Origin of the sequence: Raineyella antarctica (assembly GCF_900092135.1) — a bacterium.
Classification (GTDB): domain Bacteria; phylum Actinomycetota; class Actinomycetes; order Propionibacteriales; family Propionibacteriaceae; genus Raineyella; species Raineyella antarctica.
Genome location: NZ_FMYF01000005.1, coordinates 266,294 through 286,976, shown reverse-complemented (window position 1 = coordinate 286,976; position 20,683 = coordinate 266,294). Strand labels below are relative to the sequence as shown.

Annotated in this window: 16 protein-coding genes; 11 read left to right on the top strand and 5 right to left on the bottom strand. The window is 70.5% G+C overall.

Going from position 1 to position 20,683, the window contains the following annotated elements; all coding sequences use genetic code 11:
- Positions 1-33: 33 nt before the first annotated feature.
- Both GA0111570_RS09795 and GA0111570_RS09790 read left to right on the top strand, forming a co-directional pair.
- The gene (locus GA0111570_RS09795; RefSeq protein ID WP_092609983.1) at positions 34-885 is read left to right on the top strand and encodes a DUF3097 domain-containing protein; all 852 of its coding nucleotides are present in this window, start codon (positions 34-36) and stop codon (positions 883-885) included.
- Positions 886-943: 58 nt separating this feature from the next.
- Positions 944-1,774 (top strand): inositol monophosphatase family protein, encoded by an 831-nt coding sequence (locus GA0111570_RS09790; protein WP_092609980.1) that lies wholly within the window; start codon positions 944-946, stop codon positions 1,772-1,774.
- A 6-nt stretch (positions 1,775-1,780) separates the two neighbouring features.
- Here the strand turns inward: GA0111570_RS09790 and GA0111570_RS09785 are convergent, their stop codons facing one another.
- On the bottom strand, positions 1,781-2,665 hold the full coding sequence (locus tag GA0111570_RS09785) for an MBL fold metallo-hydrolase (protein ID WP_175557431.1): 885 nt from the start codon (positions 2,663-2,665) through the stop codon (positions 1,781-1,783).
- Between the two features lie 90 nt (positions 2,666-2,755).
- Between GA0111570_RS09785 and hrcA the strand changes: the two genes are divergently transcribed.
- The 4 genes from hrcA to tgt are packed head-to-tail and all read left to right on the top strand — an operon-like array spanning position 2,756 to position 6,984.
- Positions 2,756-3,769, top strand: coding sequence for a heat-inducible transcriptional repressor HrcA (gene hrcA, locus GA0111570_RS09780; protein ID WP_092609975.1), 1,014 nt, complete (start codon positions 2,756-2,758; stop codon positions 3,767-3,769).
- 7 nt (positions 3,770-3,776) lie between these two features.
- Entirely contained in the window at positions 3,777-4,952 is a 1,176-nt protein-coding gene (gene dnaJ, locus GA0111570_RS09775) for a molecular chaperone DnaJ (protein WP_092609972.1), read from the top strand.
- Between the two features lie 12 nt (positions 4,953-4,964).
- Positions 4,965-5,699, top strand: coding sequence for a 16S rRNA (uracil(1498)-N(3))-methyltransferase (locus tag GA0111570_RS09770; RefSeq protein ID WP_092609969.1), 735 nt, complete (start codon positions 4,965-4,967; stop codon positions 5,697-5,699).
- Between the two features lies 1 nt (position 5,700).
- The gene (gene tgt / locus GA0111570_RS09765) at positions 5,701-6,984 is read left to right on the top strand and encodes a tRNA guanosine(34) transglycosylase Tgt (RefSeq protein WP_092609967.1); all 1,284 of its coding nucleotides are present in this window, start codon (positions 5,701-5,703) and stop codon (positions 6,982-6,984) included.
- A 101-nt stretch (positions 6,985-7,085) separates the two neighbouring features.
- Here the strand turns inward: tgt and GA0111570_RS09760 are convergent, their stop codons facing one another.
- The gene (locus tag GA0111570_RS09760) at positions 7,086-8,474 is read right to left on the bottom strand and encodes an MFS transporter (protein ID WP_175557430.1); all 1,389 of its coding nucleotides are present in this window, start codon (positions 8,472-8,474) and stop codon (positions 7,086-7,088) included.
- Between the two features lie 294 nt (positions 8,475-8,768).
- Here GA0111570_RS09760 and GA0111570_RS09755 point away from each other — a divergent pair, with 294 nt between their 5' ends.
- Positions 8,769-9,968 (top strand): acyl-CoA dehydrogenase family protein, encoded by a 1,200-nt coding sequence (locus tag GA0111570_RS09755; RefSeq protein WP_092609961.1) that lies wholly within the window; start codon positions 8,769-8,771, stop codon positions 9,966-9,968.
- A gap of 249 nt (positions 9,969-10,217) precedes the next feature.
- The gene (locus GA0111570_RS09750; protein WP_092609958.1) at positions 10,218-11,528 is read left to right on the top strand and encodes a TetR/AcrR family transcriptional regulator; all 1,311 of its coding nucleotides are present in this window, start codon (positions 10,218-10,220) and stop codon (positions 11,526-11,528) included.
- A gap of 79 nt (positions 11,529-11,607) precedes the next feature.
- Here the strand turns inward: GA0111570_RS09750 and GA0111570_RS09745 are convergent, their stop codons facing one another.
- Positions 11,608-12,498 (bottom strand): alpha/beta fold hydrolase, encoded by an 891-nt coding sequence (locus GA0111570_RS09745; RefSeq protein WP_092609955.1) that lies wholly within the window; start codon positions 12,496-12,498, stop codon positions 11,608-11,610.
- 320 nt (positions 12,499-12,818) lie between these two features.
- Here GA0111570_RS09745 and GA0111570_RS09740 point away from each other — a divergent pair, with 320 nt between their 5' ends.
- On the top strand, positions 12,819-13,718 hold the full coding sequence (locus GA0111570_RS09740) for a VOC family protein (RefSeq protein ID WP_092609952.1): 900 nt from the start codon (positions 12,819-12,821) through the stop codon (positions 13,716-13,718).
- A gap of 220 nt (positions 13,719-13,938) precedes the next feature.
- Here GA0111570_RS09740 and GA0111570_RS09735 read toward each other — a convergent pair whose 3' ends face one another.
- Complete coding sequence (locus GA0111570_RS09735; protein WP_092609950.1) at positions 13,939-14,763, bottom strand: IclR family transcriptional regulator; 825 nt, start codon at positions 14,761-14,763, stop codon at positions 13,939-13,941.
- A gap of 209 nt (positions 14,764-14,972) precedes the next feature.
- On the opposite strand from GA0111570_RS09735, the gene GA0111570_RS09730 reads away from it, so the two are divergent.
- Positions 14,973-16,175, top strand: a complete 1,203-nt coding sequence (locus tag GA0111570_RS09730; protein ID WP_092609947.1) for a flavin reductase family protein — start codon at positions 14,973-14,975, stop codon at positions 16,173-16,175.
- An 85-nt stretch (positions 16,176-16,260) separates the two neighbouring features.
- The gene (locus tag GA0111570_RS09725; protein ID WP_092609944.1) at positions 16,261-17,694 is read left to right on the top strand and encodes an MFS transporter; all 1,434 of its coding nucleotides are present in this window, start codon (positions 16,261-16,263) and stop codon (positions 17,692-17,694) included.
- Positions 17,695-17,730: 36 nt separating this feature from the next.
- On the opposite strand, the gene GA0111570_RS09720 is transcribed toward GA0111570_RS09725, so the two are convergent.
- A complete protein-coding gene (locus GA0111570_RS09720) occupies positions 17,731-20,553 on the bottom strand; it encodes an FAD-binding and (Fe-S)-binding domain-containing protein (RefSeq protein WP_092609941.1) in 2,823 nt (940 codons plus the stop codon).
- Positions 20,554-20,683: the final 130 nt, after the last annotated feature.

Genomic DNA, 20,683 nt, shown 5'->3' with positions numbered 1-20,683 from the left:
CGACCACGGACCGCGCGTCCTATCGTCGGGGCCATGCCCCCCAGCAGATATTCCAACGATGTCCTCTCCCCGGGCTGGCAGCGCGGGAACAAGAAGGTCACTCGCGACGAGGTGGTGAAAGTAGGGCTGGTGGTCGAGGATCCCGCCAGCGGCTTCGTCGGTGCGATCATCCGCTGGGAGAACGGCCTGGTGATCCTGGAGGACCGCAAGGGTCGGCGCCGGTCCTTCCCGCTCGGGCCGGGATTCCTGCTCGAGGGCGAACCGGTCACCCTGAAGGTCCCGGCGCGTACCACCCGGCAGACCCACACCCGGTCGGGCTCGCGGGTCGGGCCGGTCGAACCGGCCAAGGTCGCGCTGCCCAGCCGGATCTACGTGGAGGGCCGCCACGATGCCGAGCTGGTGGAGAAGGTCTGGGGCGACGACCTGCGCCACGTCGGCGTCGTGGTGGAGTTCATGGGCGGCATGGATGACCTGCCCGCGATCGTGGAGGAGTTCGGTCCGGAGAAGGGCCGCCGGCTCGGCGTGCTCGTCGACCACCTGATCCCCGGTACCAAGGAGTCCCGGATCGTGGAGAAGGTCGCCGCCGGCCCGTGGGGCGACCACGTGCTGGTCACCGGCCACCAGTACATCGACATCTGGGAGGCCGTGAAACCGGCCCGGGTCGGCCTCAAGGAGTGGCCGAGGATCCCCAAGGGCACCGACTGGAAGCACGGGGTCTGCGCCGCGCTGGGGTGGCCGCACAAGGACCAGGCCGACATCGCCCGGGCCTGGCAGCACATCCTGTCCCGGGTCGGCAACTGGAACGACCTGGACCCGGGCCTGCTGCGCGAGGTCGAGCGGCTGATCGACTTCGTCACCCAGGACCACATCGTGCCCGAGGACTGAGCCGCCCCGACGGACCGGGGTGAGGCGCCGATCCGGACCGATGTGCAAGAGTTGGCCCATGGCCGCACGAGAGCTGTCCACCGACCGGGTCCTCGAGATCATCCAGGAGGTCGCCGACGAGGTGATACGTCCGCGCTTCCGGGCACTTGCTCGCGATGAGATCTCCGAGAAGGGGCCCGGTGACCTGGTCACCATCGCCGACCGGGAGTCGGAGCTGCTGCTCACCGAGATCCTCGGGCAGGCCTACCCCGATGCCGTGATCATCGGCGAGGAGGCCACCGCCGCCAACCCGGCCCTGCCGGACATGTTGCTGGGGGCGGCCCACGGCTTCACCATCGACCCGGTCGACGGCACCAAGAATTTCGTGAACGGCAAGGAGGACTACGCCGTCATGGTCGGCGAGGTCCGCGACGGGCGTACGGTCCGGGGCTGGATCTGGCAGCCCGAGTACGGCAGTGCGTACGTGGCCGAGCGCGGCGCCGGTGTCACGCACAACGGCGTCCGGCTCAGCCGCCGCGAGCCTGCTGCGGACCCGGCCGACTGGACCGGCCACTCGGCCCGGATCGTGGTCCGCCAGCGCCCGGCCGACGCGGCCCTCGGGGCGATCTCGATCAGCGCCCTGTGCTGCGGCATCGACTACCCGCGGATGGCGACCGGAGCGGCCGACTTCCTGGTGTACGGGCGCCCGCGCCCCTGGGACCACGTGCCGGGGATCCTGATGGTGGAGGAGCAGGGCGGTTCGGCGGTCCTGACCGACGGTTCGCCCTACGTCCCCGGCATGGACGGCTTCGGGATGGTGGTCGGCGCCACCCCGCAGGTCACCGCGGCGGTCCGTACGGCGCTGGGTGACCGGCTCGGGATCCGGCCCACCCCCGCCCAGGCGGAGTGAGTCCGCTCAGTCCTGGCGCAGGTCCTTGCGGATGATCGGCAGCTGGTCGCGCGGGGCGAACCCGCGTTCGGCCAGTCGGTCGTAGGCGGTCCGGACACCGGGCGCGATCCGCTCCCACGGGAACGGCCAGTCCCCGCGCTGCTCGGCGTCCTCGTACCGGACCCCGTCGGAGACCAGGTTGGTGACCTCGCCCAGGATCGAGGCGATCCAGCCGCGCTGCAGGGTGATCTCGGACATCGTCATCGCCTCCCCGTGGCCCGGCAGCGCTGTCCAGCCGGGGCGCAGCATCAGCCCGATCAGGTTGTCCAGCGAGGCCGGCCAGCGCTCCGGATCGGCGTCGGGCCCGAACTCGGGTCCGGCCGGCTCGACCACGTCCCCGGCGAAGATGCACTTCACATCCGCGACCACCGCGATCACGTCATGGTCGGTGTGCGCGGCCCCGACGCTGATCAGCTCCACCACGCGGTCGCCCAGGGACACCGCCCGGACCACCCCGAACGTGCGGTCGGGCCGCGGCAGGTCGGCCGGGTCGACCCCGTACGGTGCCAGGTCGGCCGCGAGCGCGGGGTCCGCCAGGTGCCGGGCCAGGTCCAGGTGGGCGTGGATCGGCAGGTCGGCGAAGGCGCCCAGTCCGCCGACGTGGTCGTAGTGCGCGTGGGTCAGCGCCACCGTGACCACCGGCACCCCGGCCACCTCCTCGGCGCTGCGGCGGATCTGCTCGCCCTGGGCGGGCGAGGAGCCGGTGTCGATCACCAGGGCGCCCTCCGACCCCGCCACCAGGCCGATCGTCACGGCCTCGGGCTGGGCCACCGCCCGCCACGTACGGTCCCCGACCTGCTCCCAGGGGCCGAGGGAGGGGACCGGAACGGCTGCGGGGGCTCGATTGCTCATGGGGCTAGACTGGCACTCGCAATCCATGAGTGCCAACAGGCGGATGCGCCGACCATGCGCGCGCCGGCACCGGGTCCGGGAGGAGGGGACATGCTCGACGACCGCAAGCTGACAGTGCTGCGCGCCATCGTCAGTGACTACGTCGCCAGCCAGGAGCCGGTCGGGTCCAAGGCCCTCGTCGACCGCTACCAGTTGGGCGTCTCGCCCGCGACCGTCCGCAACGACATGGCGGTGCTGGAGGACGAGGGCTACATCACCCAGCCGCACACCAGCGCCGGCCGGATCCCCACCGACAAGGGCTACCGGCTCTTCGTCGACCGGCTCGGTGAGCTGAAGCCACTGTCGGCCGCCGAGCGGCGCGCGATCGAGGCCTTCATGTCCGGCGCAGTCGACATGGATGACATCGTCGCCCGGACCGTGCGGCTGCTCGCCCGGCTGACCCACCAGGTCGCGATCGTGCAGTACCCGATCGTGACCGCCACCACGGTGCGCCACGTCGACCTGATCCGGTTGGCCGGCAACGTCGTGATGATCATCGTGATCAACTCCAACGGCCGGGTCGACCAGCACGCGCTGGACCTGTCGGTCGACGACGAGGCACTGGCCGCCATGCGGACCAGGCTGGCCGCCGTGATGGTCACCCGCTCCCCCCAGGAGGCCGCGGACGCCCTGTCCGGGGTGCTGGAGCAGTTCGACGCCGAGCAGCGGCCCGCCGCCGCGGCGGTGGTCGAGGTGCTGCTGCAGATGCTCGGCTCCCCGCCCAGCACCCGCGTGGTGGTCGGCGGCGTGCCCAACCTGGCCCGGTTCGCCCGCGAGTTCGAGACCACCGTCGAACCGGTGCTCGAGGCGCTGGAGGAGCAGGTCGTCCTGCTGAAGCTGCTCGGCGAGGCCGCCGCGTCCGACGACGTGACCGTCCGGATCGGGCAGGAGAACAAGTTCGAGGGGCTGCAGTCGACCTCGATGGTCGCGAGTGCCTACGGAAGCCACTCGGATGTGTGGGCGACCCTCGGTATTGTCGGACCGACCCGTATGGACTACCCGTCGACGATGGCGTCGGTGCGCGCAGTCGCACGCTACGTGGGCCGCTTCCTGGCCCAAGGATGACGAGGACATGAGCAAGGACTACTACGAGATCCTGGGCGTGAGCCGGGACGCCGACGCTGACGCCGTCAAGAAGGCCTACCGCAAGAAGGCCATGAAGGTGCACCCCGACGTCGCGCAGACCGACGACGCCGCCGAGCAGTTCAAGGAGCTCAACGAGGCGTACGAGGTGCTGAAGGACCCGCAGAAGCGGGCCGTCTACGACCGCGGCGGCGACCCGATGGGCCACGGCGGCGGGATGGGTGGCGGCTTCGGCGGCATGGGTGGCTTCGGCACCGCCGGCGGCTTCGACTTCACCGACCTGATCGGGTCGATGTTCGGCCAGGCCACCTCGCGCGGGCCGCGCTCGCGGGTCCGCAAGGGCCAGGACGCCCTGGTCGGGATGAGCCTCACCCTGTCGGAGGCCGCGTTCGGCGTGACCAAGCCACTGCAGGTCGACACCGCGGTGCTCTGCTCGCGGTGCTCGGGATCCGGCTCGGCCGACGGCAACGAGCCCGTCACCTGCCGCACCTGCCATGGTGCCGGCGAGGTCACCCAGGTGCAGCGGTCCTTCCTCGGCGACATCCGTACGTCCTCCCCGTGCCCGACCTGCCGCGGCTACGGCTCGGTCATTCCCGACCCCTGCCCGGAGTGCTCCGGGGAGGGCCGGGTCCGCAGCACCCGTACGCTCAACGTCAAGGTGCCGGCCGGCGTCGACACCGGCAACCGGATCCACCTGGCCTCGCAGGGCGAGGTCGGCGCGGGTGGCGGTGCGGCCGGTGACCTGTACGTGGAGCTGCGCGTCCTGCCGCACGAGGACTTCACCCGCCAGGGTGCCGACCTGGAGACCGTCGTACGCGTCCCGATGGTCGCCGCCGCGCTGGGGACCTCCGTGCGCGTCCCCACCCTGGACGCGGAGAAGGAGGGCGCCACGCCCGAGGAGTCGGTCGTGGACGTCGAGATCCCGGCCGGTACCCAGTCCGGCACCCGGGTCAGCGTCCGCGGCAAGGGCGTGCCCAAGCTGCGCGGCAACGGGCGCGGTGACATGGGCGTCACCTTCCTGGTGCAGACCCCGACCAAGCTGGACCACGAGCAGCGCGAACTGCTCCAGCAACTGGCCGAGTTGCGCGGTGAGGCCGGTGCCAACCTCGGCCACGGCCGCGAGAAGGGCTTCTTCGGCAAGCTCCGCGACGCCTTCGAAGGCTGAGTAGGGGCTCCGGTGACCGATCCTGTCTTCCTGACCGAGCTTCCCACTACTCCCGCCGTCGGCGACGTCGTGCCGCTGGCGGGGGAGGAGGGGCACCACGCCGCCGTCGTGCGCCGGATCCGGGCCGGTGAGGTCGTCGTGCTGTCCGACGGCGCGGGCCGCGGCGTCCGCGGCGAGGTCGTCGAGGTGAGCAAGAAGGGCCTGGCGGTCCGGGTCGACGAGGTACTGGACGCGCCTGAGCCCCCCGTGCGCTGGATCCTGGCCCAGGCGCTGGCCAAGGGCGGCCACGACGAGCAGGCGATCGACATGGTCACCCAGGCCGGCGTCGCCGAGGTCGTGCCCTGGCAGTCGGCCCGCGCGATCGTGCGCTGGAGCGGCGACAAGGCCGCCAAGGGTGCCGAGAAGTGGCGGCGTACGGTCCGCGAGGCGGCCAAGCAGTCCCGCCGGCTGCGGGTACCGGACGTGCACGACGTGGTCGGGACCGCCGAGCTGGCCCTGCTGGTCGCCGAGGCGGACGCGGCGTACGTGCTGCACGAGAGCGCCGAAGTGTGGTTGGCCGACGCCGGGGTGCCCGACCATGGCAGTGTGCTGCTGGTCGTCGGACCCGAGGGCGGGATCGCCCCCGACGAACTGGACACCCTGGTCGCCGCCGGTGCGACGGCGGTGCTGGTCAGCGACGGCGTGCTCCGGGCCTCCTCGGCCGGCATCGTCGGACTGGCGCAGGCCCAGGCCCTGGCCGGCCGCTGAGATGTCCCTCGTCGAGGACGCGACCGTCTCCACCGACGGCGCCGACGGGCCCGCTGCTGCGGACCCGTCGTTCGGATTCGCCGCCCGGACGGTGCTGGAGAACGGCCTGGGTCGCACCGGGACGATCCGTACCCCGCACGGCCAGATCCGTACGCCCGCCTTCGTCGCGGTCGGCACCAAGGCCACCGTCAAGGCCGTCACGCCCTCGCACGTGGAGGACCTCGGCGCCCAGGCGGTGCTCGCCAACGCCTACCACCTCTACCTCCAGCCCGGCTCCGACATCGTCGACGAGGCGGGCGGACTGGGCCGGTTCATGAACTGGCCCGGCCCGACCTTCACCGACTCGGGCGGCTTCCAGGTGATGAGCCTGGGGGCAGGGTTCAAGAAGGTGCTGGCGATGGACACCGCCGGCCTGCAGAGCGACGACGTGATCGCCGAGGGCAAGACCCGCCGGGCCTTCGTCGACGAGGACGGCGTCACCTTCTACTCGCACCTGAACGGCGACGAACTGCGCTTCACCCCCGAGGTGTCGATGCGGATCCAGCACCAGCTCGGGGCCGACATCATGTTCGCCTTCGACGAGCTGACCACCCTGATGAACACCCGCGACTACCAGGTCGAGTCGGTCGAGCGGACCCGCCGCTGGGCCGAGCGCTGCCTGGCGGAGCACGGCCGGCTCACCACCGAACGGGTCGGCAAGCCCTACCAGGCGCTCTTCGGGGTGGTCCAGGGCGCCCAGTACGAGGACCTGCGCCGAACCGCGGCCCGCGGCCTGGCCGAGATGCAGGTCGAGGGCCGCGGCTTCGACGGGTTCGGGATCGGCGGGGCGCTGGAGAAGGCGAACCTTGGCACGATCGTCGGCTGGGTCAGCGAGGAACTGCCCGACGACAAGCCCCGGCACCTGCTCGGTATCTCCGAGCCGGACGACTTCTTCACCGCGATCGAGAACGGCGCCGACACCTTCGACTGCGTCCAGCCCTCCCGGGTGGCCCGCAATGCCGCGCTCTACACCCGCGACGGCCGGTTCAACATCACCCGGGCCGAGAACAAGCGCGACTTCGGGCCGATCGAGGCCGACTGCGACTGCTACACCTGCCAGAACTTCTCCCGCGCCTACCTGCACCACCTGTTCAAGGCCAAGGAGATGCTCGCCTCGACCCTGGCCACGATCCACAACGAGCGCTTCACCGTGCGGCTGGTCGACGAGATCCGTACGTCGATCGACGACGACCGGTTCGCCGAACTGCGCGAGGAGACGCTGGGCCGCTTCTACGCCCAGCGCTGAGGCGCCCGCGGACCACCGCGACACGGACGTACGCCCCGGCACCCACCGAAGTGGACCGGGGCGTACGCGCGGGCAGGCTCGTCCGTGCTGCGGTCCGGCGATCAGACCGGATCGCGGGTGTCCTCCAGCGCGGGGCTGTCCGGGTTGGCCGGCTCCTCCACGCCGTGCCGGCCGTGGTGGTGTGCCCCCAGCACCGGGTTGTCGACCAGGACCGCCTCCGGGATCTGCTCGAAGGCGTCGCGAGGGTCGTCGGCGACCGGGATGGCGATGCCCGCCGGGTACCGGTAGCGGCCCATGGTGAGACCGCCCAGGGCGCAGACGACCAGGCCGATCCCGAAGATCCAGAAGGCCATGTCGTAGTTCCCGGTCGCGCTGTACGACTGGGCGAAGACGAACGGTCCGATCGCGTAGCCCAGTGCGAGCAGGGCGTAGTAGATCCCGAAGATCAGGCCGAAGCGCTTCATCCCGAGGTAGCGGGAGGTCATGTAGCTGACCAGGTCCGATTCCCCGCCCATCGCCATGCCGACCAGGATCGCGCCGACCAGCGGGAGGCCCGGGACGTGGGTGTGGCCGCTGAGGAACCAGAAGCCGAGGGCAGGCAGGACGAACACGACCGCCGCCACCAGGGGGGCGTAGAAGCGGTCGACCAGGAAGCCTCCGATCAGGCGCCCGACCATGGCGGACAGGCCGGCTGCGGAGAGGGCGGCCACCGCCTGCGCCGGGCTGATCCCCTGGTCGGTCATCAGCGGCACCATGTGGACGAGGGCGCCGGGGGCGGCGCAGCCAAGGACGAGGGTGGTGAGCAGCAGGATCCAGAACTGGCGGGTGCGGATGGCCTCGCCGGTCTCCAGGCCCGGAAGCTCCCTCGAGGACGGGGTGGCGACGAGACCGAGTTCGAAGCGCTCAGCGGCATCAGGTTCGCGTACGACGAACAGCAGCGGCGGCAGGGCGAGCACGACCAGCAGGACCGCCAGGCCGATGAAGACCGGTCGCCAGCCACCGAAGGTGGTCATCAGCAGTTCGGTGAAGGCCGGCGCGACGGCCTGGCCCACGGCGATCCCGGTGCCCACCAGTCCCACGGCCAGGCCGCGGTTCCGGTCGATCCACTCGGAGGCGACCTTGAGGTAGGTCAGGCCGCCCTGGCCGACCGACACCACGCCGAGGAAGGCCATCAGGCCGTACCACAGTCCCTGGTTGGGCGGGCAGTAGGCCAGGCCGATCATCGACAGGGCGGTGAGCAGGACGCTCGGGATGCCGACCTTGCGGATCCCGAGACCATCGAGCAGGCGCCCCGCGAAGGGCATCACGATCGCTGCGGCCAGCGCGTAGATACTGAGGCCGTTGCTGACCGCTGCCCGGGTCCAGCCGAAGTCCTTGGCGATCGGGTCCATCATCACGCCGTACGGGGTGAGGATCAGGGCGTTCACGGACACGATGAGGGCGATCGTCGAGGCACCGACGACGAGCCATCCGCGTCTCGTGGGGCTCATCTGCGACATGCTTTCTCTCCTTTGAGATGGGGGCGGCACCACCGTCACAGCTCTTTGTTGTGCCGCAGAACCAGAGTCTGGGGGACCTCTGGCACGGCTGCCGACCACTTCGTTCCACATGCCGGGATACGGCCGCGGCCGGGGGAGCTGTCCCGGCTCGTTCCAGTTGCCGGAACCTTTTCGTTTCGTCCGGGGGAGGCGTGGCCGCAGGATCGACCTACCGACCGCGGTGGTCGGGGGAGTCCCGGCGATCGGGATCACCGCCACGTTTCCTCCGATGGAGAAGGACCAGACATGAGCGAAGTACTCGAGCGCAGCGAAGACGTGACCGGCAGCCAGGTGCTGGATCGGATCGAGGCCCTCAAGGACACCCTGATCAGTTCCGCGCCCGAGGCGGACCAGCTGGGCCGTCTGCCCGACCGTACGGTCGCCGCCCTGCGGGAGACCGGCGTGGTCAAGATGCTGCAGTCCAAGCAGTACGGCGGCTACGAGTCCCACCCGGTCGAGTTCGCCGAGGCCGTGATGAAGATCGCCGGCTACAACTCCGCGGCCGGCTGGGTCGCCGGCGTGGTGGGCGTGCACCCGTGGGAGGCGTCCGGCTTCACCCGGGAGCTGCAGGACGAGATCTGGGGACTGGACCCGGACACCTGGATCTCCTCCCCCTACGCCCCCCTCGGCGTGCTCGAGCCGGTGGACGGCGGCTACCGGATCAAGGGCCGGATCACCTTCTCCTCGGGCGGCGAGGCCTGCGAATGGGCCATCACCGGCGCCCTCCTGCAGGGGCCAGACGGGTCGATGCAGATGCGCCACATCGTGCTTCCGCGCGACGACTACTGGTTCGACCAGGACTCCTGGAACGTGATCGGCCTGCGCGGCACCGGCTCCAAGGACCTCGTCGTCGACGATGCCTTCGTGCCGGCCCACCGGGTCTACGACCCGTACGACTTCGACCACGGCCAGAACTTCGAGAAGGTCGGCAACGACGCCCCGTTGTACCGGATCCCGTTCCCGACGATCTTCTCGTACGCGATCAACTGTGCGAGCCAGGGCATCGCCGAGGGAGCCATGGCGGCGGTGATGGACAACGCCCTGAAGCGTGTCGACGCACGCGGGACCAGGACGCTGGAGGACCCGTTCCAGATGGCGATGATCGCGGAGTGCGCGGCCGAGGTGCGCGCAGGGCGGGCCGTGCTCATCGCCGACGGCCACCGGATGTACGACGAGGCGGTCCGCGACGGCAGCCTGAGCCTGCAGACCCGGGCGGAGATCCGAGCCAACGGCGTGCGTGCCATCCGCCGCTCGGTGGACGCCGTGGAACGGGTGTTCAACTACGCCGGCGGCCGCTCGCTGCAGATGTCCAGCCCGGTCAGCCGGGGCCTGCGGGACGCCAAGACCACCCTGGCGCACATCTGCAACACCCAGCACCCGATCTACCAGTTCTGGGCCCAGGTCAACCTGGGTCTGGACTACGACCTGGGCAAGGTCTTCGCCTGAGGTCGGTGCTGCCTCCGTCGAGGTCGGCTCCGGACCCGGCGTAGGGCGGAGGACCGGGCGGTGGCTTCCCACAGGGGAGGCCACCGCCCTCTTGCGGAGCACCGTCCTCGCGGCGGCTCGGGCATACTGGCAGGGTCGGATACGGGAGCGGATGGGGGAGTCGTGGCTCGAGCGCCGGAGAACCGGGACGCCCGTCCCCGCAGGACGCAGGCACGGGGGCGTGAGGGCCGGACGCGCATCCTGCAGACCATGCTCACCCTGGTCGACGAGCGCGGGTTCGAGGGAGCCACCATCGCCGAGCTCGCCCGGCGCTCGCTCCTGCCGGCCAGCTCGGTCTACTGGCACTTCTCCAGCAAGGACGAGATCGTGGCCGCCGCGATCAGGTACTCCTACGACGAACGATTCGGTGATCGCCTGCCGTGGCCCGAGGAACCGGACGACCGGCCCCTGGTCGACCAGCTCGTCGATGCGCTGGGGTACCTGGAGGGCGACGGATCCGAGGCCGACTACATCAGGATCGGCCTGGCGCTCTCGCTCCAACGGGATTCCTCGGCACCCGCGGCCCGGTCGGTCTTCCTCGAGATCCGGCAGGAGGCGAAGCGCCGGCTCGGCGCCTGGTGGGCCCTGGTCCTGGAGCGGCAGGCGGGTGGGCCATGCGATCCTCGGGCCGCCGAGGCGATGGCACGGCTGACCTTGGCGGTGCTGGACGGCCGCTACCTGACCGGACGGGACGTCCACCTGGTACCGGAGAACACCCGGGTGCTGGCCCTGCTGCTGGCCGGAGTGGCCGATTACTACGCCGCCGGCGGGGCAGTGCCCCACGACGAGGTGGTGACGCCACCCGGGGAGCGGACCTTCACCCGGACGGTGGAACCCGGTCGGGAGGCCCTGCTGGCCGCGGCGATCGACGTGCTGTGCGACCACGGCTACCCGGGGACCACCGTGGCACGGATCTGTGAGCGAGCAGGCCTGCCGGCCAGTTCGCTCTACTGGCACTTCAAGGACCTCGAGGCCCTGCTCGCCGAGGCGGTGGACACCGCCTTCGAGCGATGGGCGCTCCTGTCGCAGCCGTTGCCGGACCAGGTCAGCACCGACTATCGCGCGGCGGTCGCGGGCACGCTCAGGGCCGGCTTCCGGAGCATGCTGGAGGAGCCCGCAGTCTTCCGGATCGGCTTCATGCTCCTGCTCCAGCGAGGCGAGTCCGAGGCCCGCCGGCGCTTCCGCCGGATCCGCTACGACGTCTCCCTGAGGAACGCCGCCGCGCTCGCCGAGTGGCTGGGGGTGGAGACCCCCCAGGGCAGTGCGGTGGACGTGGCGACCGGTTCGCTCCCGGGGATGCTCTCCTGGGCGATGATGACGCTGAGTGACGGACTCTTCATGGTCGAGACCGTGTCGCCCCTGTGGGACATGACCGACGCCTCCGACGTGATAGCGGAGGCGCTCGAGTCCGTCATGGCGGAGCTATCCGGCCGTGCGGATGCCGCACGTACGGATGCCGTACGAACGGATGCCGCACGTACGGATGCCGACCTCACCGTCGCCGATCGCTCCGCTTCCTGACCAGGTCGTGGAAAGGCCGAGGGGCCGTCCGGAAACGGACGGCCCCTCGGCCTTTCCACGCGTTCAGGCGGCTTTCGGCTCAGCCACCGACCCCGGCGAGCTCGGGCTCCTCCTCGGCCGCGGTGGTGCTCAGGACGAAGTCGCGCACCAGGCGGTTGAACTCGGTGGCGTGCTCCAGTTGGGCCCAGTGGCCGCAACGGTTGATCAGGTAGGCCCGCGAGTTGCCGATCATCCGGACCAGGCGCAGCGTGTGCTCGAACGGCACCACGCGGTCGTCGCGGCCGTGGATCAGCAGCGCCGGGGCGGTGATCGACATGATCTCCCGCTCCGAGGCGGCGTAGCGCAGCGGCGGTCCGTCCACGGAGCCCTGCAGCCAGTTGTCCAGGTGCTCCTGGTGCTTCCGGGCGTTCTGGGAGCGCTGCACCGCGAGCGGGGCGGCGACCTCCTTGGGGGTGTCGTACGTCATGATCTCGACGGTCGCCTCGAAGTTCTCCGGCGACGGGTCGGCGTAGCCCTTGTAGAGGATCTTCAGGCCCTCGGACAGGCCGCCGCCGGCGTCGTTGATGGTGACGCCGCCGGAGCCCGGACCCATGGTGATCAGGTGGGAGACGCGCTCCGGGTGGCGGGCGGCCACCGCGAGGGCGATCATGCCGCCCATCGAGTTGCCGACCAGGGCCGCACGGTCGATGCCGACGGCGTCCATGAACTGGACGAGCACCTCGGGGTGCCGGTACTCCGCCGCCGGACGCGGGCTGGACTCGCCCCAACCGGGCATGTCCACGGCGTACACGTGGAAGTCGTCGGCCAGGGTGCCGATGTTCGGGTTGAAGTTGCTCCAGCCGGTGGCGCCCGGGCCGCTGCCGTGGATCAGGATCAGGGCCTGGTCGCCCTCGCCCGCCTCGTTGTAGGCGACGGTGGTCCCGTCGGGCAGTACGACCTTCTTGAAGGTCTCTTCGTAGGTGACGTCCATGTGTCCTCCTGGGTGTCGCGTCGCTGCGCCCCGTTCGTCCGGGGTCCTCACTGGTCCCAGACTGGGGGCTCGCCGCCCGCCCGGCCATCGTTCGGGTCCGGATACCGGAACGCCCGGCGACCACTCCGTCCGGCCTTGTCGCCGCTGGATTCGACCGATGTGACGGCGGTTCCGGCCCCCGGAACGAGTTGGTGTCCCCCGAGCCCGGCGGTACCGGAAGGTTGGGTCACGAACCCGGCGACGCGAGGGCGTCGCCACCGGCTGCACCACCACGGGCACCGGCGAACCGCCCAAGTGGCGGACGACGAAAGGAAGCACCCATGGCCGAAGTGAAGAGCCTGGCCTACGCCATCGTGAACGCCACCGACCTCGACGCGTGGTACGACTACGGCACCAACGTCATCGGCCTGCAGGTGGGGGAGCGTACGGACGAGCGGATCCGGTTCCGGATGGACCACAAGCTCTACCGCCTCGAGATCAACAAGGCCGAGGAGGACCGCATCACCCACATCGGCTGGGAGGTGAAGGGCCCGCAGGAGCTGGAGGAGCTGGCGAACGCCGTGCGCGAGGCGGGCTATGACGTGCAGCGCCCCGCGTCGGAGGAGGTCGAGGACCGGTGCGTGGTGGACATGTACCGCTTCACCGATCCCGACGGCACCGTCCAGTGTGAACTGCACTACGCGCTGTACGACTCCCTGGAGAACTTCGCCTCACCGCTGGGCCACCGTTTCGTGACCGGGACCGGCGGGGCGGGCCACGTGTTCCAGCTGGTCAAGGACGTCGCGGCGTACGAGAAGCTCTACTTCGACGTGCTCGGCTTCCGGCTGAGCGACTGGATCAGCTTCAAGGGACTGAAGCTGACCTTCACCCACTGCAACCCGCGCCACCACTCCTTCGCCTTCGGCGGCGGCGTGCCCGGCCTGCCCACCGCCATCGGCCACCTGATGTTCGAGGTCGAGGACATCGACCACGTCGGTCGCGCGCACGACAAGGTCCTCAACGGCGCGGCCCGGATGATCAACGGCCTGGGGCGCCACACCAACGACAAGATGATCTCGTTCTACATGGACTCCCCATCCGGGTTCGGCGTGGAGTTCGGTACCGGCGGCCTGCTGGTCGACGACGAGACCTGGACGCCCACCTGGTACACCAAGACCGAGTACTGGGGCCACAGCCCCCACCTCACCCTGGCCAAGGACGATCCCAAGAACTACGGTTGAGCAGCCCGCGACGAGGAGGGGACGCGACAGGTGTCGCGTCCCCTCCTCGTTCGTTCCGGTACCCGCTTTGGTATTCGTTCCGGTACTCGCTCCGGCCGCGTCGTCGCCTCGTTGTGCCGCTCGCCGTCCGCGGTCAGGACCGCACATGTGAACCGTCCCGCCACCTGGTGGGTGACGGGACGGTACTCCAGGATCGGCGGTGCCGGACCGGTAGCGAGGCTCAGGCGGCTTCGCTGAGCCGGCGGGAGATCTCGGCGGCGCTCTGGCGGACCAGGGCGGCATGGGTCTCGGCCGGGACGGGCCGGGTGGGGCCGCTCACCGAGAGGGCGGCCACGGCCCGGCCGCCGACCAGGATCGGGGAGGCCACGCAGCTGATGCCGAGCTGGCTCTCCTCCCGGTCGTGGGCGATCGCGGTGCGGCGGGTCTCCTGCAGCTGCTGCAGCAGCAGGCCCGGATGGCGCACCGAGTACTGGGTCCGGGAGGCCAGGCCGGCCTCCACGACCTGGCGCAGGGTGGGGCCGTCGCAGTAGGCCAGCAGGGCCTTGCCGAGCGCGCTGCAGCTCGCCGCGGCCCGTCCCCCCACCGCGGTGTCGACAGGGGTCGTGCGCAGGCCGTGGATCTTCTCCAGGTAGACCACGTCCCGGCCCTCCAGGACGCCAAGGTGGACGGTCATGCCGGTCCGGGAGTGCAGGTCGGTCATGTAGGGCAGCGCCATGTTGCGCACCCCGTCGGGGCGGCAGTAGTCGACGTTGTTGCCCAGCTCGAACAGCCGGCGACCCAGCCGGTAGGCCTTCCCCGCGCGCTCGACGAAACCGCTCTCCTCGAGGTAGGCGAGCAGCCGGAACGCGGTGGACTTGGGCATCCCGGTGCTGCGGGCCAGGGCGCTGACGCCGGCCGGCTCGTCGGTGGCGTTCAGCGACTCCAACAGCATCAGGGCCTTGCTCACCGACGCCAGGTTGTTGTCCTGGCCGGCGCTGCTGCCCCGGAGGGGCGCGGCGCTGGTGGTGGGGGCGATCCGGGGGCGGTCGAGGGTGCTGGCGGTCATGGGATGGGGCTCCGTCCGTCGTTGGCGCGGTTGCGCATCCTGTAGTGGATGTTACAGAAACTGTAGTGCCTGCTACAGGGGTGGCGCAAGTCACATCGCACACCCGGTCAGGCGGCGTTCAGGTACCCGGCACACTTCTGTTGAGGAGGTACGGGGGGCCGGGGCCATGCTCAGGGCATCCACGACGGATGCGACACCGAGGAGCCCCCATGACAGTCACCACGCCCGTGATCGACCCGGCAGTCTTCCGGGAGGTCCTGGGGCACTATCCGACGGGTGTCACGATCGTCACCGGCATCCACCCGGACGGCGAGGAGCTCGCGATGGTTGTGGGCACCTTCACCTCGGTGTCGCTGGATCCGCCACTGGTCGCCTTCCTGCCGATGCTCACCTCCCGGACCTTCGTCCGGCTGCGCGAGTGCCCCACCCTGTGCATCAACGTGCTCACCGGGGACCAGGAGCGGGTCGGTCGCCAGGTCGCCAAGCGCTGGGAGAACAAGCTGGAGGGCCTCGCCTGGACGCCGTCCCCCTCCGGCGCCCCGATCCTGGAGGGCTCCCTCGCCTGGCTGGACGTCCGCCTCACCGACGTCATCGAGGCCGGCGACCACTACATCGCCCTGTGCGCGGTCGACGACCTGGGCATCCTCAACCCCAGCAGCCCGCTGCTGTTCTTCCAGGGTGGATACGGCCGGTTCGCTGTGCCGTCGCTGCTCGCCCGGATCGACGCCGACCTGTCGGGCCCGATCCGCCAGGCCGAGCTGGCCCGGGACGAGATCGAGGGCCTGGCCCAGCGGTTCGGCTGCGAGGCCGCGGTGCTGGCCGAGGTCAACCAGGACGAGCTGGCCACGGTGGCCTCCGCTGTCGGTCCAGGAATCGACATCAACGAGGCCATCGGCGTACGTATCCCGCTCATCCCGCCGCTGGGCGACCTGTTCGTCGCCTCGTCCGGGCCCGAGGCGGAGGAGCACTGGCTGGAGCGGGCGATCGGGGCCGACGAGGGCGCCTTGCAGGGCTTCCGCGACCGGCTGGCGTTCGTACGACGCAATGGCTACAGCCTCTCCTTCCTGCCGGAGGAGGACATCAACCCCTACCTCGACATGGCCGAGGCCACCCGGATCTACTCCTCCGGCGACCTCACCCCCGCGCAGGAGCGGGCCGTCCGTGACCGCATCTCGCGGGCGGTCGTGTGCTACCGCGTCCGGGGGATCGAGGCCGGCCAGCGCTACGACGTCGGGGCCATCGTCGTACCGGTCAAGGACGCACACGGGAACCTGTGCCACATCCTGCGGATGTCGCAGCTCCCGCGCGATGCCAGCGGCCAGACCGTCCGACTGTGGATCGAGGCGCTCCAGGCCGCAGCCAAGCGCGTCTCAGCCAGGATGGCTGAATGCAGGGGTAGGCAGACCGCGTAGTACTAGTGGGGGAGCCCGTGCTACTGGTGGAGGCAGGATCACTGGTAAAGCAGGGGAGGGAACCGGATGATGGCGGAAGGCGGGCATGAACGCAGCGAAGGGTGACTCCCTGCCGGGGGCGCGGAGCGTACTGGGGGTCGTCTTCCTGGCCACGATCCTGATGTCGCTCAGCTCCAACATGCTCAACATCGCCGTGCCGGCACTCACCTCTCACTTCGGTTCGTCGGCGGGGGAGAGCTCCCTGGTCGTGGTCGCCTACCAGTTGGTGAACACCGCCCTGCTGATCCCGGCGGGCCAGGTCGCGGACGCCCTGGACCGGCGGATCACCTTCCTCGGCGGCCTCGGCTTCTTCGCCCTGGTCAGCCTGCTGATGGGCTTCAGTCCGAGCATGCTCGGGGTCGCCGCCGGGCGGGCCCTGCAGGGCGCTGCTGCGGCGTTGCTGCTCAGCAACGCGGTCGCGATCCTGGCCTCGGTCTTCCCCTCGCACCGGCTGGCCGCGGCGATGGGCGTCTACCTGTCGGGATTCTCGCTGGGGCAGGTGCTCGGGCCGATGGTCGGCGGCTTCATCGTCTCGACGATCGGCTGGCGGTGGCTGTTCTGGATCCTGGTCCCGATCGCTCTGACCGCGCTGGTCTGGGGCCTGTGGGCGCTACGGATCATGCCGGCCGGACGTCCCCGTACGCTCAGGCTCGACGTCCCGGGTGCGGTGCTGCTGGCGATCATCCTGGGCGGGTCCCAGCTCGCCCTGAGCCTGGCCGCGCAGGCCGGCTTCGGGAACCCCACGGTCCTGCTCGTACTGGCCATCTGCGTGGCGCTGGTCCCCGTGCTGGTGCTGGTCGAGCGTCGCCTCCGGCATCCGGTGCTGGCCGCCGACCTCTTCCGCAACCGCGCCTTCCCGCTGGCGCTGGTGCAGGGCTTCCTGGTCATGCTGCCGAGGCTGGGGGCGGTCACGGTGGCCGGCCTGTGGTTCCAGGGCGTGGCCGGGGACACCGCGGCACTGAGTGCGGTCAAGATCGTCGGCTTCCCGCTCGGCCTCACCATCGGGTCCCTCGTCGGCGACCGGATCGGCCGCCGGTGGGGCACCCACCTATCGATGGCGGTCAGTGCCGGCGTCGCCACCACCGGCATGGGCCTGATGCTGTGGAACGTCGCGCTCAGCGCGGACTGGCTCACCGTCCTCGCCCTGGGCGTGGTGGGCCTGGGCAACGGCGTCTTCCAGACGCTCAACTCCAGCCTGATCATCACCAGCACCCCGCGCGAGCGCACCGGCGTGGTGAACTCGGTCCGGGTGATGGTGCAGTCGTTCGGGGCCGGGATCGGCCTGGCCCTGGCGATGGCGCTGGTCGTCGCGTTCGTGCCGGGGGAGGTGGCGCGTACGTTCCTGTCCGGCGACGCCGCGGCGCTGGGGACCGGTCGGACCGGGATCTCGGCGGGCTACAGCGTCGCGTACGCAACGTTCGCCATCCTCATGGTGCTCGGGACCCTTGCGACACTGATCCGGACCGAACGGCGCCGCTGAGCGTCGTCCGGTCCCGATCGCTGTCGGCCGGGGCGCTCAGGCCGGGCGGGTCGCCAGGTCCAGCAGCTCCAGGATGTGGTGGTAGGTCTGCCCGGTCGCCCGGGACATGCCCACCTCGCAGGTGCGGTTGGCCGAGGCGTACGCCGTCCGGCCGGAACTGTTTCCGGTGCGGGCGCCCACCTCCGTCGCTTCGGCCCTGGTCGCCGAGGCGGTCAGCTCCGGGTGCAGCATGCCGCGGTCACCGGCGAACGCGCAGCAGCCGGTGGCGACCGGGACGATGACGGAGGTGGCGATCTTCTCGGCGATGGCGCGTGCCGCCGCGTTCAGGCCCAGCTGGGTCATCGAACAGGTGTTGTGCAGCACCACCGTGTCGTACGGCCGGGTGACCACGAGGTCGTCCAGCAACTGGTCCGCGACGAACTCGACGGCGTCGATGATCCTCAGGTCGTCATAGCGCTGGTCGGGATCCTTGTGCTGGAACTTCAGCACCCCCTCGGTGCACGACGCCCCATCGACGACGACCGGGAGCCGGCCGCGATCCGTCGCCTCCCAGAGGATCGGCAGTGCCTTGTCCCGCATGGTCGCGTGGCCACGGGTGAAGCCCTTCGACGACCACGGGGTGCCGCAGCACAGCCCGTTGATGCCCTCGGGGATGTCGACCGTGGTGCCCGTCCGCGCCAACAGCGCGTCGATCGCCGGGCCGACGCCCGGACCGCCCTCTGCGGCGCCGAAGAGGGTGTGGATACAGGCCGGGAACCAGACAGCCGCCGCCTCGTCGGAATGCCGAGGCTTGCGCCGCTGCCCGCCGCGAGGAAGGTCCTTGGTCCACCGCTGGAGGTTGTCGGTGCCGACGACGGCACGACCCACGTCTGTTGCCGCGGTGGCCAGCGGCGGGACGGCCGCCGCGATGTTCATCGCGATCCCGCCGACGGCCGTGAGCCCTCCCCAGTTGCGGGCGAGGGCATCCCAGGCCGCCTGCGCCGCGTTGCCGTGCCCCTCGGCCCGCAGCCGCCGGACGAGGTCGCCGGTGTTGATGTCCAGTGGGCAGGTCACCGAGCACAGGCCGTCGACGGCGCAGGTCTCGATGCCCTGGTAGCGGTAGGCCTGCGTCAGCTCGTCGGCCAGGCTGGTGTTGCCGGCCTGCTGGGCGGCGACGATCTCTCGGCGCAGGGCAATGCGCTTGCGCGGCGTCAGGGTGAGGTCGCGGCTCGGGCAGATCGGCTCGCAGTAGCCGCACTCGACGCACCGGTCGACCTCTTCCTCGACGGTGGGGGAAGCCTTGAGGTCCTGGACGTACGAGCGGGGGAACTGGGACAGTACGACGCCCGGGTTCAGCACGCCGTCGGGGTCACACAGCTGCTTGACCCCGACCATCACCTCGTACAGCTCCTGACCGTACTGGCGGGCGACGAAGGGCGCCATGATCCGGCCGGTGCCGTGCTCGGCCTTCAGGGAACCCTGGTGGCCGAGGACGACGTCGACCATGTCGTCGGTGAACTCCTCGTAGCGGGCGGTACTGCGGCCACCCTCGAACTGCTCGTTGAGCATGAAGTGGATGTTGCCGTCCTTGGCGTGGCCGAAGATCACCGATTCCTCGTAGCCGTGCTTGACGAACAGCTCGGCGAGCTCGGAGCAGGTCTGGCCCAGCGCGCCGACCGGTACGACGACGTCCTCGAGCAGTGCGGTCGTGCCGCTGGGTCGGTGGCCGGCAATGGCCGCGTAGAGGCCCTTGCGGACGGTCCATAGCTCGGCGGCGCGCCTGGCGTCCTGGGCCATCCCGAACGGCACGGCCAGCGGCAGCCGGTCGGTCAGCGGCCGGGCCGCCGCGACCATGTCGGACACCTCCTCCGGCGTGTGGCCGTGGAACTCCACGAGGAGCGCGGAGTGGTCCTTCACGGCCAGCGAGGTGATCGCGCGGGGGCTGCCGGAGAGTCGCTGGGCGACGCGCAGGCTGACCGCGTCCATCAGCTCGACGGTGGCAAATCCCGCCGCCACGAGGTCAGGCAGGGCGGTCATGGCCTCGTCGATCGTGCTGAACACCATCAGGCCGGTGGTGACCGCGGGAAGCACCTCGATGCCGCGCAGCGTGGCGGACGCAACGAATCCGAGGGTGCCCTCCGAACCGATCATCAGGTGAGCAAGGATGTCGACCGGCCGGTCGTGGTCGAGGAACGAGTTGAGGCCGTAGCCCATGGTGTTCTTCATCGAGAACTGCTGGCGGATGGTGTCCACCGAGTCCTGACGGGACCGGACGCGGTCGCGCAGCCGGTGGAGGCCGGCATGGAGCGCCGGCTCGAGCTGGCGGAGCTTCTCGTCGGCGTCCCGGGCGCCGGTGTCGATGACGGTGCCCGAGGGCAGCACGAGGACCATCGACTCGAGCGTCCGGTAGGTGTTGAACTCGGTGCCGCAGGCCATCCCGGAGGAATTGTTCGCCACGACGCCGCCGATGGTGCACGCCACCTCGGATGCCGGGTCCGGCCCGATCTTGCGACCGTACGGGCGCAGCGCGGTGTTCACGGCCCGGACGGTCGCGCCTGGCTGGACGCGGACTCGCGCACCGTCGTCCAGGACCTCGATGCCGCGGAAATTGGCCCGGGTGTCGGCAAGGATGCCGCCACCCTGGGCCTGGCCGGAGAGGCTGGTGCCACCGGAGCGGAAGGTGAGGGGGAGGCCGCTGCTCCGGGCCGCGCGGAACAGGGTGCCGATGTCTGCGGCGGACCCGGGCGTGGCCACGATCTGCGGCACGACAAGGTAGTGGGAGGCATCGTGTGCCAGGGCGCGCCGGTCGAACTCACTCTCGGAGTACATCCCGGGCACGCCGGGCAGAGTGGGGTGGGTGTGCGCCGTCACCGTCGTCATGGGGACTCCTGGTCATCGTTGACTGAGATGACGTGAGCGTACCCCAATGGTCTGACCATTGAAAGTGTTGGTCAGACCATTGCGGGTTGACGTGGACGTTGCCGGTGCAACGTCGTCTGGGTCGATTGTC